Source organism: Microbacterium sp. 1.5R (genome assembly GCF_007667425.1).
In the GTDB taxonomy this organism is placed as follows: Bacteria; Actinomycetota; Actinomycetes; order Actinomycetales; family Microbacteriaceae; genus Microbacterium.
Genome location: NZ_VDRC01000002.1, coordinates 666,565 through 680,878, shown reverse-complemented (window position 1 = coordinate 680,878; position 14,314 = coordinate 666,565). Strand labels below are relative to the sequence as shown.

Below are 14,314 nucleotides of genomic sequence, written 5' to 3'. Positions count from 1 at the left end.
AACGTACAAGACGTCGCGGGGGGCGGGATCGGATGCTGGAAGGATGAACGAATCCCCCGCGACGTCCCCCGCCGACACTCTCGTCCGCGGCCCGAAGAGCGGTCTCGACGACCCCGACACGATCGTCCGCTTCGATACCAAGATCGTGGTGCTCCTCGACGAGGGACTGGCCGCGTGGCAGGAGCTGAACGTGACGGCGTTCCTCGTCTCGGGCATCACGGTGAGCGCTCCCGGACTCACCGGCGAGCCTTACCGGGATGGCGACGGCATCCACTACCTGCCCATGCTGCGACAGCCCGTCCTGATCATGTCGGCGTCCGCCGATCTGCTGCGCGCCGTGAGAGCCAAGTCCTCCTCACGCGACGACACTGTGGCCGCGGTGTACACGCGCGAGCTCTTCGCCACAGGTCATGACGCCGCCAACCGCGCGGCCGTCGCCGCGGTGGGCTCCGACGATCTCGATCTCGTCGGGATCGCGATCCGAGGCCCTCGCAACGCGGTCGACAGGATGACGAAGGGTGCGCGCCTGCACGACTGAGTAGCGCGGGCCGTCAGCGGCTAGCGGTCGTCCTCGTCGATGGCCGCCTCGAGCCGCTCGACCTTCGCGTCGAGCTCGCCCGAGTAGCCGGGGCGGATGTCCGCCTTGAGCACGAGGGACACCCGTGACCCGAACGGCATGACGGCTTCGGTCGCCCGCTTGACGACATCCATGACGGTGTCCCAGTCCGGGCCCTCGATCTCGGTGAACATGCTCGTGGTGCGGTGCGGCAGTCCCGATCCGCGCACGACGCGCACGGCGGCGGCGACCGCCTCGTGCACGGATGCGTCGGTTCGGTCCGAGCCATCGGCGGGGGTGCCGCTCGGAGCGACGGAGAAGGCGATCAGCATGAGTTCACTCCTTGATGGTGGATGAGCGGTGGGCTGGTACCCGCACGAGAGCACGGATGCCGACCAGGAGGAGCACGACGAGCAGTGCATTGCGCGCGGTGAGGACGAGCACGGGCAGCGGCTCCGCCCGCAGCAGCGCGTCGTACGACAGGGGGTACACGAGGCAGGTGAGTCCGCACAGCGCGAGCACGATCACGGCCGGCGTCGTCGCCCTCGCGCGGTCCCACACGAGCCAGAGCAGCACTGGGGCGATCAGCCAGGTCTGGAACTGCGGGGAGCCCACCTTGTTCAACACGATCAGAGTCACGATGAGCGATAGCGCGAGCGGAGGCAGGAGGCGGGAGAACGATGCACCGCGCATGGCCGCGCGGGCTCCGATCGCAGCGAGGGCGATGACCAGCACGAGCATGAGCGGCGTCAGTACCGCACCGACGGCCTCCGCACCCGGGGCGTCGATCTGGAAGGTGAGGATGTCGAAGCTGTACTCGATGCGCGCCGCGCCGGCGACAGCGAGCCAGAGGAACGGGGTCGCGGCGACCGCCTCGATCTGCAGCCCTCGTCCGGTCTGCTCGGTGAGGAAGCCGAAGATCTCGGAGTCGGCACCGAGCACAAGCAGCGCGCCGATGATCATCGCGGTCACCGCCGCTGCGGTGAGAAGCATGCGCATGCGCGTGGTCGCCGCCACGATCGCCGCCGCCAGCAGCGCCCCGGGCCAGATCTTGATCCACGCGCCGATCGTCAGCAGTGCGGCGGCCACGGCCGGGCGGCGCGAGAGCCAGAGACCACCGACCACGGCGAACGGAACGGTGACCGCGTCGATCCGGTAGAGCGCGATCGGTCCGAGCAGCAGCAATGCCGCCACCCAGAACCATGCGCCCCGGCGACGCGGCCGAGAGGCGGAGCGGCCGACCAGCACGGCGAACGCCCACGCATCGAGCGCCGTGACGAGCAGCGCCCAGGCCACGAGATAGGCGCTCGACACCCCCAGTGCCCCGACGAGGGGCGCCGCGAGCAGCTTCGCAGCGAGCATCGGCAGCAGCGCGAGTTGCGGATACACCCAGGTCTCGGTGACCCCGACGATCGGTCCGCCCGACAGCGCCGCGGCCGACCAGGGTTCGTAGACGAGCACGACGTCACCCATCGGCTGGCTGGGGTACAGCCACCCCATCACAGCGATGGCGACGTGCACGGCGAGGAACGCCACCCACAGCAGCGCGACGCGCGCTGCACTCCCTCGACTCATACGAGGAGATCCGCGATGACGCCCGGCAGGGATTCGGCGACATCGAGGGCGACGATCGGATGCCCCGTCGCCTCCGAACCGTTCACGATCCCCGCCGCGCGTCGGGCGGCTTGACCGTGCAGCCACGCCCCTGCTGCAGCCACCTCGGCGACATCGGCGTCGGGGTTCGCTGCGAGCAGGGCGCCGAGGACTCCTCCGAGCACGTCGCCGGTCCCTGCCGTAGACAGCCATCCGGTTCCGGCCTCGACGGCGATGACTCGACCGTCGGATGCGGCGATGATCGTGCGCGCGCCCTTGAGCAGCATGACAGCCCCGACGGCCTCTGCCGCGGCGACCGCCGCGAGCGAGCGGTCCGACTCCTCGTCAAGGCCGAGACGGCGCTGTAGACGCGCGAACTCACGCCCGTGCGGGGTGAGCAGCAGGGGGGCGCGAGCACCCGACTCCTCGGCGACGTCGGCGGCGAGGTCCAGCGCACCGGCATCGACCACCACGGGCTCAGCGCCGGAGAGGATCTGACGCAGTTCCCGCTGCTCCTCGACGGTGCGGGACGCGGCATCGGTCCCCGACCCGATCACCCAGGCGCCCACACGCGCGCCGACCGCGTGCGAACCGACCACCGTCTCCGGTCTGCGAGCGAGCACCGCGTCCGCGGCTCGGCCTTCGCCGATGTACCGGACGAATCCCGCGCCGGCGCGCCACGCCGCCTCGACACCGAGCACCGCCGCTCCGGGGTATGCGGGCGAACCGGTGCGCAGACCGACGACGCCCCGAGAGTACTTGTCGTCGTCGGCACCCGGCACCCGCACGAATCGAGCAGTATCGCTGCGAGACCACTCACGTGCAACAGACATGACTCCACGTTAGTGCGGCGGCCCGCGCGACAGGTCCAGCGTCGTAGCGTGGTGGGGTGAGCATCCTCTTCTCCCCCGTGACCTTCCGTTCCCTCACCGTCCGCAACCGCCTCTGGGTGTCACCGATGTGCATGTACAGCGCCGTCGACGGCGTCGTGCAGGAATGGCACCACACGCACCTCGCCCAGTTCGCCTCCGGTGGCGCAGGGCTGATCGTCGCCGAGGCGACAGCCGTGGTCCCGGAAGGCCGCATTTCGCCGCGGGATGCCGGTCTCTGGACCGATGAGCAGCGCGACGCCTGGGCGCCGATCGTCGAGGCGATCCACGCACGGGGCGCCGCCGCGGGCGTACAGCTCGCCCACGCGGGTCGTAAGGCCTCGACGTGGTGGCCGTGGGCCGCGGAGCGCGGCTCCGTGCCGGCCGAGGACGGCGGCTGGGTCTCCACCGCACCGTCGCCCATCGCGTTCGAGGGCTATGCGGCACCCGCCGAGCTCGATGCGGGGGGAATCGACGCCGTGGTCGACGGGTTCGTCACAGCGGCGCGTCGCGCGGTCGATGCGGGCTTCGACGTCCTCGAACTGCACGGCGCCCACGGCTATCTGCTGCACCAGTTCCTCTCCCCCCTCTCGAATCAGCGCACCGACCAATACGGCGGCTCCCTCGAGAACCGGGCGCGCCTGTTGCTGCGCATCGTCGACGCCGTGCGCGTCGAGGTCGGTGACGGCGTGCCGCTGTTCGTGCGCATCTCGGCGACCGACCACGCCGACGGCGGTTTCGCGCCGGACGAGGCAGAGGCCGTCGCGGCCTGGGCGACCGAGCACGGCGCCGACCTCATCGACGTGTCGAGCGGCGGACTCGTCGCCCACCAGCAGATCGCCGTGCACCCCGGCTACCAGGTGCCGCTGGCGGCGACCTTGCGGCAGGGCGGTCGCATCCCCGTCTCCGCGGTGGGTCTGATCACCGCGGCCGAGCAGGCGGAGCAGGTCCTGGCCGAGGGCTCCGCGGATGCGATCTTCGCGGGGCGCGAGTGGCTGCGCGATCCGCACTTCGGGCTGCGCGCGGCGCACGAGCTCGGCGTGGAGATCGCCTGGCCGCCGCAGTACGAGCGCGCGCACTGGCGCTGATTCGCACCGTGCACGAGAACGGCCCTCCGGATCCCATGATCCGGAGGGCCGCCTCGATCTCGGGGTCAGTGCCCGCGGACTCGACGAGTGGCGTCCTGCACCTCGCCGACGAGCTCCTCCAGGATGTCCTCGAGGAACAGCACGGCCGTCGTCCGTCCTTCGGCATCGCGCACCTTCGCGAGGTGGCGGCCGGCACGCCTCATCACCGCGAGGGCGTCCTCGAGGTCGGTATCCTCCTGCACCGGCACCATGTGGTGGATCCGCTTGGCGGGGAGCGGCTCGAAGAGCTTCGCGTCCGCATCCGGCCCGTCGGCGGCCCGAAGGATGTCCTTGAGGTGCACGTACCCGACGGGCACGTCCTCCGCATCGACGATCACGTAGCGGGAGAACCCGTATCGTGCGACCGCCTTCTCGATGTCGTCCGGCGTGGTCGTCTGCGGCAGGGTCACGAGGTCGCTGAGCGGCACCGCGACGTCCCTGGCCTTCTTGTCGGTGAACTCCACGGCTGCGGCGACGGCCCCCGCGGCGTCCATCAGGACGCCCTCTCGGCGGGACTGGTCGACGATCGTGGCCACCTCATCGAGGGTGAACGTCGAGGCGGCCTCGTTCTTCGGCTCGACGCGGAACAGACGCAGCACGCCGTTCGCGGCGGCGTTCAGGACCCAGATCACCGGCATGAACGCCTTCGACACCCAGACGAGCGGCGGCGCCAGCAGCAGCACCGCGCGGTCGGGCACCGAGAATGCGAGGTTCTTGGGCACCATCTCGCCGAACACGACGTGCAGGAACGAGACGATCAGCAGCGCGATCGCGAACGACACGGTGTCGACCACGGCATCCGACCAGCCGATCGCATGCAGCGGAGCGGCGAGCAGGTGGTGGATCGCCGGCTCCGACACGTTGAGGATCAGCAGCGAGCAGATCGTGATGCCGAGCTGCGACGTCGCCAGCATGAGGGTGGCGTGCTCCATCGCGTACAGCGCGGTCTTCGCGGAGCGCGAGCCCTGCTCGGCTCGCGGCTCGATCTGCGAGCGCCGGGCGGAGATCACGGCGAACTCCGCGCCGACGAAGAAGGCGTTGGCGACGAGGAGCACCACGAGCCATGCGATTCCCGCCCAGTCGCTCATCGGGTCACCTCACCTTCGGCGTCGGTCGGACCAGGGACGTAGCGGATGCGGTCGACTCGACGTCCGTCCATCCTCACGACGTGCAGCGTCCCGGTGTCCAGCGGCACCTCATCTCCGACGACGGGCACTCTCTCGAGCACGCTCATCACGTATCCGGCCACGGTGTCGTACACATCACCCTCCGGGACGTCGACGCCCGCGCGGCGCCGCAGCTCGTCCGGACGCAGCTCGCCGGGGAACGCGATGCCGTCGCGGCCGGTGACCACACCGGCGCGGGTGCGGTCGTGCTCGTCCGACACCTCTCCGACGATCTCCTCCACGAGGTCCTCCAGGGTGACGAGACCTGCGGTGCCGCCGTATTCGTCGACCACGACGGCGAGCTGGTAGCCGCGCGCCCGGAGCTCGGCGACGAGACCGTCGACGTGCGCCGTCTCCGGCACCCGCAGCGGCTCGGTGGCCAGCGCACCCGCCGGCACCTCCGAACGGCGATCGCGCGGCACCGAGATCGCGGCCTTCAGGTGCACGACGCCGGTGATGTCGTCGAGGTCCTCGCCGTACACGGGGAAGCGGCTGTGGCCGGTGCGCCGAGCCATCCGCAGCACCTCGTCGGCCGGGTCGGCCGCGTCGATCGCGTGCATGCTCGGACGCGCCGTCATCACGTCGGCCGCGGTCAGGCGCGAGAAGGTCAGGGTCCGGTCGAGCAGGGTGGCGGTGTCGGCCTCCAGCACACCCGCGCTGGCCGAGCGGCGCACGAGAGACGAGAGCTCCTCCGCGGTGCGGGCACCGGAGAGCTCCTCCTTGGGCTCGATGCCCATGCCGCGCAGCACGCCGTTCGCCGATCCGTTCAGCACGACGACCGCCGGCTTGAAGACCGTGGTGAAGGCGACCTGGAAGGGTACGACGAGCTTCGCCGTGTGCCGCGGCAGCGCGAGGGCGAAGTTCTTGGGCACCAGCTCACCGAGGATCATCGACAGTGCCGTGGCGATCAGCATGGCGACGACGGTCGCGATCGGCGCCACCGTCGCCTCGGGGAAGTTCCAGGCCGTGAGCGTCGGGCGCAGCATGTTCGAGAGCGCCGGCTCCATCGTGTAACCGGTCAGCAGCGTCGTCAGGGTGATCCCGAGCTGTGCGGCCGACAGGTGCGTCGAGGTGTGCCGCAGAGCGCCGATCGTCATCGCCAGGCGGGTCTCCCCGCGGGCATGACGGGCCTCGAGCTCCGCGCGGTCGAGATTGACCAGTGCGAACTCGCTCGCGACGAACAGTCCGGTGCCGATCGTGAGCAGAAGCCCCACGCCCAGCAGGATGTAGTCCATCACAGGTTCCCCTCACAGATGAGGGGCGGGCGGTGGGGCGAGATACTGCAACTGGGAGGGTCGTCCATAGTGAGCAGAATAATACGGGATCGGGCGCGACTCGGGGCGGTCACCAGCTCACGGGGAGCGCCTTGCCCTCCTCGTATCCGGCCGCGGACTGCAGCCCGACCAGCGCCCGGTCGTGGAACTCGGGCACCGACGACGCACCCGCGTACGTGAAGGACGAGCGGACGCCCGACGTGATCATGTCGAGCAGGTCTTCGACGCCGGGGCGCAGCGGGTCGAGATAGATCTTCGACGACGAGATGCCCTCGGCGAACAGCTCCTTACGCGCCCGCTCGTACGCGTCGAGGCGCCCGAACCGCGCCTGGACGGCCTTGGTCGACGCCATGCCCCACGACTCCTTGAACACGCGCCCCTCGGCATCCGACTGCAGCTCACCGGGCGCCTCGATCGTGCCGGCGAACCACGAGCCGACCATGACGGATGCCGCGCCCGCGGCGAGCGCGAGCGCGACATCGCGCGGGTAGCGCACTCCGCCGTCCGCCCAGACGTGCGCCCCGAGAGATCGGGCCGCCTCGGCGGTCTCGAGCACCGCGGAGAACTGCGGCCGGCCGACGGCCGTCATCATGCGGGTCGTGCACATGGCCCCAGGGCCGACGCCCACCTTGAGGATCGACGCGCCGGCCTCGACGAGATCGTCGACCCCGTCCGACGTGACGATGTTGCCCGCGACGAGCGGGATGCCGAGGTCGAGGTCGGCCACGGCGCGGAGCGCGTGCAGCATCCCTTCCTGGTGTCCGTGGGCTGTGTCGACGACGAGCACGTCGACGCCTGCTCCGGCGAGGGCGCGCGCCTTCGCGGCGACGTCGCCGTTGATGCCCACTGCGGCGGCGACCGCGAGACGGCCGTCGGCGTCGACAGCGGGGCCGTACAGGGTCGACCGGAGCGCACTGCGCGCGCTCAACGTGCCGACCAGGTGGCCGTGACGGGTCACCGTGACCATCTCGACGCCCGCGTCCGTGATCACGTCGAACGCGTGACGACCCGACCCGATGTCGTCGGCGTCCAGCGACGGCGTGCCGGAGTGCACGAGGTCGCCGAGCTGCGCGTCGGGCAGGGCGGTCGCCAGACGAGTCGCGGGAAGGATGCCGAGGATGCGCTCTGCGTCGAACGGGGCGTCGCCCTTGGCCACGACGACGCCGTGCCCCTGCACGGCCGGGAACAGGCGCAGGGCGTCCGACACCGATGCCTCTGGCGGGAGGACGACCGGCGTGTCCCAGAGCACGGGCTGGGCCTTCACGTCGCGGATCGCCGCATCGAGATCCTGCAGCGGGAGATCCTGCGGGAGCACGCCGAGGCCCCCGCGGCGGGCCAGCACGGCGGCGAGGCGAGGGCCGGTGACCGAGTTCATGTTCGACGCGACCAGCGGCAGCGTCGCCGGCGTACCGTCCTGCGGGGCGAGGTCGACCTGCAGTCGGCTCGTCACGGCCGATCGCCGCGGCACGAGGAAGACGTCGGAGTAGGTCAGATCGACTGAGGGGGATGCACCGGAGAACTCCATGGGTCAACGGTACCCAGATCGATCGCACACCGGGGCGTCGCCTGGACGATCCCCTGTGGAAACACGTTAGGCTTGATGGTCGAGAGTGTGCGGGCCCGGACGCATCCTGACGTCCTGATGCGCACACGTGGAATTCAGCGATGAAAGAGGGCGATCGAGCGTGACGAACCAGGTGACCGGCGTCAGCGGCGACGGGGGGTTCGGAGCCAATTCCTGGCTCGTGGAAGAGCTCTACGAGCAGTTCAAGGTCAACCGCGACTCCGTCGACAAGGAGTGGTGGCCGATCCTCGAGAAGTACCACTCCGAGGCCGCGCCGAGCACGGCGCCCGCAGCCGCGGAGTCCGCACCGGTCACGCACCCGGTGACCGCGCCCATCCCGGTGATCGGGTCGCAGCCCGTCGCCCGGACGACCGCGAAGCCCGCCGTGGCGGCGCCCATCCCCGCCCAGGCCCCGAAGCCCGAGGCGAAAGAGGCGGCCGACGCGGCCGAAGAGGACAAGGTCACGCCGCTCCGCGGCCTGCCGAAGACCCTCGCGGCGAACATGGACGAGTCCCTCACCGTCCCGACGGCCACCAGCGTCCGCACCATCCCCGCGAAGCTGATGATCGACAACCGCATCGTCATCAACAACCACATGTCTCGCACCCGCGGGGGCAAGATCAGCTTCACCCACCTGATCGGCTGGGCGCTCATCCGGACCCTCGACGAGTTCCGCAGCCAGAACGTCTTCTACGCCGAGATCGACGGCAAGCCCTCGGTGGTCGCCCCCGCCCACGTCAACCTCGGCATCGCGATCGACCTCCCGAAGCCCGACGGCACGCGTGCGCTCATGGTGCCGAGCATCAAGCGCGCCGACACGATGACGTTCTCCGAGTACCTCACCGCCTACGAGGACCTCGTCACCCGCGCTCGCACCAACAAGCTGACCGCGGCCGACTTCCAGGGCACCACGGTCTCCCTCACCAACCCCGGCGGGATCGGCACCGTTCACTCGGTGCCGCGACTCATGAAGGGCCAGGGCTGCATCATCGGCGCCGGCGCCCTCGAGTACCCGGCGGAGTTCCAGGGCGCGAGCCCGAAGACGCTCAACGAGCTGGCGATCGGCAAGACGATCACACTCACCAGCACCTACGACCACCGCGTGATCCAGGGCGCCGGCTCGGGCGAGTTCCTCAAGAAGGTGCACGAGCTCCTCATCGGGCAGCGCGGCTTCTACGACGACATCTTCGCCGCCCTCCGCATCCCCTACTCCCCCATCCGCTGGAACCCCGACATCGCGGTCGACCTCGCCGAGCGCGTCGACAAGCAGTCACGGGTGCAGGAGCTCATCAACTCCTACCGCGTGCGCGGCCACCTGATGGCCGACATCGACCCGCTCGAGTACCAGCAGCGCTCGCACCCCGACCTCGAGATCGAGAGCCACGGCCTCACCTTCTGGGACCTCGACCGCGAATTCGTCACCGGCGGCTTCGGCGGGCGCCGCGTGGCCAAGCTGCGCGACATCCTCGGCGTGCTCCGGGACTCGTACTGCCGCACTCTCGGCATCGAGTACATGCACATCCAGGACCCCGAGCAGCGCCGGTGGTTCCAGGAGAAGGTCGAGGTCAAGTACCAGAAGCCCGGCCACGACGAGCAGCTGCGCGTGCTGCGCAAGCTGAACGAGGCCGAGGCGTTCGAGACCTTCCTGCAGACGAAGTTCGTCGGACAGAAGCGCTTCTCGCTCGAGGGCGGCGAGTCGCTCGTCCCGCTGCTCGACGAGATCCTCCAGGGCGCGGCCACGGCCGGCCTCGAAGGTGCAGCCATCGGCATGGCTCACCGCGGCCGCCTCAACGTGCTGACGAACATCGCCGGCAAGACCTACGGCCAGGTCTTCCAGGAGTTCGAGGGCACGCAGACCCCCGGCAACCAGCGCGGATCCGGCGACGTCAAGTACCACCTCGGCACGCAGGGCACGTTCGTCGCCGACGACGGGTCGGAGCTGCCGGTCTACCTCGCCGCGAACCCCTCGCACCTCGAGACCGTCGACGGCGTGCTCGAGGGCATCGTGCGGGCGAAGCAGGACCGCAAGCCGATCGGCACCTTCACCTGGCTCCCGATCCTCGTGCACGGCGACGCGGCGTTCGCCGGACAGGGCGTCGTCGTCGAGACCCTGCAGATGTCGCAGCTCCGCGGCTACCGCACGGGCGGAACGGTGCACGTCGTCGTGAACAACCAGGTCGGGTTCACGACGCTGCCGAACGACTCGCGCACCTCGGTGTACGCCACGGACGTCGCGAAGACGATCCAGGCCCCCGTGCTGCACGTGAACGGCGACGACCCCGAGGCCGTCATCCACGTCGCGCAGCTCGCCTTCGAGTACCGCGAGCGCTTCCACCGCGACGTCGTGATCGATCTCGTGTGCTACCGCCGCCGCGGCCACAACGAGGGCGACGACCCCTCGATGACGCAGCCGCTCATGACCGACCTGATCCAGGCCAAGCGCTCGGTGCGCAAGCTCTACACCGAATCGCTCGTCGGGCGCGGCGACATCACCGAGGAGGAGTACGACCAGGCGAAGGCCGACTTCCAGAACCGCCTCGAGATCGCATTCGCCGAGACGCACGCCGCCGAGACCGGCGCGACCCCGGTCGTGTCTGAGCAGGCACCCATCGAGGAGCAGATCGGAGCGCCCGAGGTGACGGGCGTCTCGAACGAGATCATCCAGCTCATCGGCGACGCCTTCGTCAACAAGCCCGAGGGCTTCACCGTGCACCCGAAGCTGCAGCAGCAGCTCGAGAAGCGCCTCGACATGAGCCGCAACGGCAACATCGACTGGGGCTTCGGCGAGCTGCTGGCCTTCGGCTCGCTCCTCGTCGAGGGAACTCCCGTCCGCCTCGCGGGCCAGGATTCGCGCCGCGGCACCTTCGTGCAGCGGCACGCGACGCTGCACGACCGCGCGAACGGCCAGGAGTGGCTGCCGCTGTCGAATCTCTCCGACTCGCAGGGACGCTTCTTCGTCTACGACTCGCTGCTCAGCGAGTACGCAGCGCTCGGCTTCGAGTACGGGTACTCGGTCGAGGCGCCGGAGGCCCTCGTGCTGTGGGAGGCGCAGTTCGGCGATTTCGTGAACGGCGCGCAGTCCGTAATCGACGAGTACATCTCGGCCGCCGAGCAGAAGTGGGGCCAGCAGTCGAGCGTCACGCTGCTGCTTCCCCACGGCTACGAGGGCCAGGGACCGGATCACTCCTCTTCGCGGATCGAGCGATTCCTGCAGATGTGCGCGCAGGAGAACATGATCGTCGCTCGCCCGTCGACGCCTGCCTCGTACTTCCACCTGCTGCGCCGGCAGGCGTACGCACGCCCCCGCAAGCCGCTCATCGTGTTCACCCCGAAGGCGATGCTGCGCCTGCGCGGTGCGACGAGCCCGGTCGAGGCGTTCACGCAGGGTCGTTTCGAGCCCGTGATCGACGACAGCCGCGAGCTCGACCGCTCGGCCGTCAAGCGCGTTCTCCTGCACTCGGGCAAGGTGCACTGGGATCTCCGTTCGGAGCTCGAGAAGAAGCCGAACCCCGAGATCGCCCTGGTGCGGCTCGAGCAGCTCTACCCGACGCCGATCGAGACGCTCAAGTCCCTCACCGACTCCTACCCGAACGCGGAGCTCGTGTGGGTGCAGGAGGAGCCGGTCAACCAGGGCGCTTGGCCGTTCCTCGCTCTCGCGTTCGCGGATGTGCCCGGTGACCGGACCTTCCGTCCGATCGCGCGCGCGGCATCGGCATCTCCGGCGACCGGATCCTCGAAGGTGCACGCCGCCGAGCAGGCTCAGCTGCTCCGTGACGCGCTGACCATCGGCTGAGCCGGCACCCGGCCCGCACGCATACGACGAAGGGCGCCGCGACCGAGGTCGCGGCGCCCTTCGTCGTGGGTGACGCCGTGGATCAGTACCAGATGTCGAGCGAGGGGGCGGGCGTGCTGGTGAAGGCACGATCCAGCGCCGCCACGGCATCCGCGTCCGCGGCGATGCGGCCTGCACCGTGCAGGGCCGCGGCACGGACGCCCCCGACGTACAGCGACGAGAGCGCCGACACGTCGAGCTCGACGTCGACCGCATCCGCTGTGGTCGGCTCCACCTGAGCCGTGCCGTCGGAATCGACGCGCAGCCGCCAGTCGCCATCGGCGAAGCCGAGGGGATCCTGCACGCGGAGCACCACGTCGAGCGGCGCGGAGTACCGGCGCGCGGACAGGCTCGTCGGCACGTCGAGCACCCGCAGCCAGCCGTGGTCGTGCAGCGTCTGCGTCACACCGCGCTGGTCGTGGACGAGCCAGGGCAACGGGTCGTCGATCGGCCGCAGCTCGGCCTCGACACCATCGACGAGGTCGTGCTGCAGGGCGAAGCGCCAGAGTGCCGCTGTCGCGTCGGCCGTCTCCGCCACGAGCAGGCGCACCTTCAGCGTGTGCCGCCACGCGGCACCCGTTCCGTGCTCCGCGAGAGTGTAGGCGATGACGCCCGTCACTCGCCCTGCCTCGTCGCGGTAGCGGACGCCCCGCGCCCGATCGCGATCGGTGTCGCTCGGCGAAAGCCCCGCCATGCCACCCCACCGGGCGGACCAGCCGGGCACCTGACCCGGCCGCGCCGTGCGAGCCCGCTCGTGCACCGTCCCGAGCTCGGCGGCCAGCGCGTCGCGGTCGATGTACTCCAGGCGGCCAGGGGCGGCTGGTGCGGCCCAGCCCGCGCGCCGGGCATCCACCTGGAATCCCATGACCGGTATCGCCGATCCGAAACCGTACCGACCGTAGATCGTCGCCTCCGACACCGTGAGGCCGGCGATCGGTACGCCGGCCGATGCGGCGGCTCGGAGCTCGCCCTCGAGGAGAGCCCGTGCGATGCCGCGGCGGCGATGGGTGGCCGACACGGTCACACCGCTGATCGCCCACATCGGCAGTTCGTCGCCGCCGGGCAACGTCAGCGGCGTGATCCATGAGTCGATCGTGGCGACAGGGCGGCCGTCCGGCACGGCGGAGTCGTAGACGCCGGTGTTCCGCCGGGATTCGAACGTGGCGCGCCCGAACTCGAGAGACTCGGCGGTGGGCTCAGCACCTAGGAACCCGCGGGACACGGCGCGCTGGAAGGCTTCGGCGGAGGCCGGATCCTTCACGTCGACGACTCGGTAGTCGAGACCGGTCGCGCCGAGACGCTCGGCGGAGGTGGAGTCGGCGGGGACGTCGCGTGCATCGATGGTCGTCATCCCTCCACCCTATGGGCGGCGACGGACGCGTACCGGTCGAGCTGCGACGCGGAGTCAGTGCTGCGCGGACTGGACCTCGCGCAGGCGCGCGAACACCTGGTCGCGGAGTTCCTCCGGTGCCGTCTCCCTGCACGCCCGCGCGACGACGTCGGTGAGCGTCTTCGCCACGAGAGCCTCGTCACGGCAGGACGGGCAGTTCTCCAGGTGTTCGCGGATCTCGGAGTGCTCGGTCTTGCACACTTCGTTGCGGAGGTACTCCTCCAGATCCAGACGGGCCTTGTCGCAGCCGCAGTCGCTCATTTCCTGCTCCTCGTGTCGGCCGCGGAGATTCCCCGCTCCGCGGCATAGTCGGCCAGCAGCTCGCGAAGCATCCGCCTGCCTCGGTGCAGGCGGCTCATCACGGTGCCGATGGGCGTCTTCATGATGTCGGCGATCTCCTGGTACGCGAAGCCCTCGACGTCCGCCAGGTACACCGCCAGCCGGAAGTCCTCCGGGACAGCCTGCAGGGCATCCTTCACCACGGATGCCGGCATGTGATCGATCGCTTCGGCCTCAGCCGAACGGCTGTGCGATGCGGTCGTCGACTCCGCACCGCCCAGCTGCCAGTCCTCGAGCTCGTCGATCGTGCCCTGGAACGGCTCGCGCTGCTTCTTGCGGTAGATGTTGATGTACGTGTTCGTGAGGATCCGGTACAGCCAGGCCTTGAGGTTCGTGCCCTGCGTGAACGTCGACCACGACCCGTACGCCTTCACGAAGGTCTCCTGCACGAGGTCCGCCGCGTCGGCCGGATTGCGGGTCATGCGCATCGCGGCCGCGTAGAGCTGATCCATGAAGGGCAGCGCCTGATCCTCGAACTGTCGTCGAGGGTCGCCGACCGTGTCTACCGTCTCGGTGTCATCCATCACCGGCCAGTCTAGGCCGCTGAGGCGCACCGAACCGCGTTCGAGCGTGGCGAGCATCGTCTCTCCTCCTGGGCGAGTCC

The 14,314-nt window shown here is 69.9% G+C and carries 12 protein-coding genes; 3 read left to right on the top strand and 9 right to left on the bottom strand.

The features are described from left to right. Positions 1 to 43 precede the first annotated feature (43 nt). A complete protein-coding gene (locus FSY98_RS14090; protein WP_144877269.1) occupies positions 44 to 538 on the top strand; it encodes a DUF2000 domain-containing protein in 495 nt (164 codons plus the stop codon). Between the two features lie 20 nt (positions 539 to 558). Here FSY98_RS14090 and FSY98_RS14085 read toward each other — a convergent pair whose 3' ends face one another. From FSY98_RS14085 to FSY98_RS14075, 3 genes are read right to left on the bottom strand one after another with little or no spacing between them, the layout of a single operon-like run. Next, a complete protein-coding gene (locus tag FSY98_RS14085; protein ID WP_144877268.1) occupies positions 559 to 888 on the bottom strand; it encodes a thiamine-binding protein in 330 nt (109 codons plus the stop codon). A 4-nt stretch (positions 889 to 892) separates the two neighbouring features. Beyond that, the gene (locus FSY98_RS14080) at positions 893 to 2,131 is read right to left on the bottom strand and encodes a glycosyltransferase 87 family protein (RefSeq protein WP_144877267.1); all 1,239 of its coding nucleotides are present in this window, start codon (positions 2,129 to 2,131) and stop codon (positions 893 to 895) included. Next, positions 2,128 to 2,982 (bottom strand): NAD(P)H-hydrate dehydratase, encoded by an 855-nt coding sequence (locus FSY98_RS14075; RefSeq protein ID WP_144877266.1) that lies wholly within the window; start codon positions 2,980 to 2,982, stop codon positions 2,128 to 2,130. The genes FSY98_RS14080 and FSY98_RS14075 overlap by 4 nt, the downstream gene beginning before the upstream one ends. A gap of 56 nt (positions 2,983 to 3,038) precedes the next feature. On the opposite strand from FSY98_RS14075, the gene FSY98_RS14070 reads away from it, so the two are divergent. Then, positions 3,039 to 4,106 (top strand): NADH:flavin oxidoreductase/NADH oxidase, encoded by a 1,068-nt coding sequence (locus FSY98_RS14070; protein ID WP_144877265.1) that lies wholly within the window; start codon positions 3,039 to 3,041, stop codon positions 4,104 to 4,106. A 65-nt stretch (positions 4,107 to 4,171) separates the two neighbouring features. Here FSY98_RS14070 and FSY98_RS14065 read toward each other — a convergent pair whose 3' ends face one another. From FSY98_RS14065 to FSY98_RS14055, 3 genes are all read right to left on the bottom strand, one after another. Next, entirely contained in the window at positions 4,172 to 5,233 is a 1,062-nt protein-coding gene (locus FSY98_RS14065) for a hemolysin family protein (protein WP_144877264.1), read from the bottom strand. Further along, positions 5,230 to 6,546 (bottom strand): hemolysin family protein, encoded by a 1,317-nt coding sequence (locus FSY98_RS14060; protein ID WP_144877752.1) that lies wholly within the window; start codon positions 6,544 to 6,546, stop codon positions 5,230 to 5,232. Before FSY98_RS14060 ends, FSY98_RS14065 begins: the two co-directional genes overlap by 4 nt. Positions 6,547 to 6,655: 109 nt before the next feature. Then, positions 6,656 to 8,110, bottom strand: coding sequence for a GuaB1 family IMP dehydrogenase-related protein (locus tag FSY98_RS14055; RefSeq protein ID WP_144877263.1), 1,455 nt, complete (start codon positions 8,108 to 8,110; stop codon positions 6,656 to 6,658). Between the two features lie 160 nt (positions 8,111 to 8,270). Here FSY98_RS14055 and FSY98_RS14050 point away from each other — a divergent pair, with 160 nt between their 5' ends. Next, a complete protein-coding gene (locus tag FSY98_RS14050; protein ID WP_144877262.1) occupies positions 8,271 to 11,942 on the top strand; it encodes a multifunctional oxoglutarate decarboxylase/oxoglutarate dehydrogenase thiamine pyrophosphate-binding subunit/dihydrolipoyllysine-residue succinyltransferase subunit in 3,672 nt (1,223 codons plus the stop codon). A gap of 82 nt (positions 11,943 to 12,024) precedes the next feature. Here FSY98_RS14050 and FSY98_RS14045 read toward each other — a convergent pair whose 3' ends face one another. Genes FSY98_RS14045 through FSY98_RS14035 form a run of 3 tightly spaced genes read right to left on the bottom strand, consistent with a single transcriptional unit; the run spans position 12,025 to position 14,291 of the window. Further along, positions 12,025 to 13,332, bottom strand: coding sequence for a GNAT family N-acetyltransferase (locus FSY98_RS14045; RefSeq protein ID WP_144877261.1), 1,308 nt, complete (start codon positions 13,330 to 13,332; stop codon positions 12,025 to 12,027). 54 nt (positions 13,333 to 13,386) lie between these two features. Then, positions 13,387 to 13,632 carry a zf-HC2 domain-containing protein gene (locus tag FSY98_RS14040; RefSeq protein ID WP_144877260.1) on the bottom strand — a complete coding sequence of 82 codons (246 nt, stop codon included), beginning with the start codon at positions 13,630 to 13,632 and terminating at the stop codon, positions 13,387 to 13,389. Continuing rightward, the gene (locus tag FSY98_RS14035; RefSeq protein WP_144877259.1) at positions 13,629 to 14,291 is read right to left on the bottom strand and encodes a sigma-70 family RNA polymerase sigma factor; all 663 of its coding nucleotides are present in this window, start codon (positions 14,289 to 14,291) and stop codon (positions 13,629 to 13,631) included. The genes FSY98_RS14040 and FSY98_RS14035 overlap by 4 nt, the downstream gene beginning before the upstream one ends. Positions 14,292 to 14,314 lie beyond the last annotated feature (23 nt).

Excerpts from the sequence above, each read along its gene's own strand:
- FSY98_RS14045 (WP_144877261.1), bottom strand. The coding sequence starts at position 13,332 with ATGACGACCATCGATGCACGCGACGTCCCCGCCGACTCCACCTCCGCC.
- FSY98_RS14075 (WP_144877266.1), bottom strand. The coding sequence starts at position 2,982 with ATGTCTGTTGCACGTGAGTGGTCTCGCAGCGATACTGCTCGATTCGTG.
- FSY98_RS14065 (WP_144877264.1), bottom strand. The coding sequence starts at position 5,233 with ATGAGCGACTGGGCGGGAATCGCATGGCTCGTGGTGCTCCTCGTCGCC.
- FSY98_RS14085 (WP_144877268.1), bottom strand. The coding sequence starts at position 888 with ATGCTGATCGCCTTCTCCGTCGCTCCGAGCGGCACCCCCGCCGATGGC.
- FSY98_RS14060 (WP_144877752.1), bottom strand. The coding sequence starts at position 6,546 with ATGGACTACATCCTGCTGGGCGTGGGGCTTCTGCTCACGATCGGCACC.
- FSY98_RS14035 (WP_144877259.1), bottom strand. The coding sequence starts at position 14,291 with ATGCTCGCCACGCTCGAACGCGGTTCGGTGCGCCTCAGCGGCCTAGAC.
- FSY98_RS14055 (WP_144877263.1), bottom strand. The coding sequence starts at position 8,110 with ATGGAGTTCTCCGGTGCATCCCCCTCAGTCGATCTGACCTACTCCGAC.
- FSY98_RS14040 (WP_144877260.1), bottom strand. The coding sequence starts at position 13,632 with ATGAGCGACTGCGGCTGCGACAAGGCCCGTCTGGATCTGGAGGAGTAC.
- FSY98_RS14090 (WP_144877269.1), top strand. The coding sequence starts at position 44 with ATGAACGAATCCCCCGCGACGTCCCCCGCCGACACTCTCGTCCGCGGC.
- FSY98_RS14080 (WP_144877267.1), bottom strand. The coding sequence starts at position 2,131 with ATGAGTCGAGGGAGTGCAGCGCGCGTCGCGCTGCTGTGGGTGGCGTTC.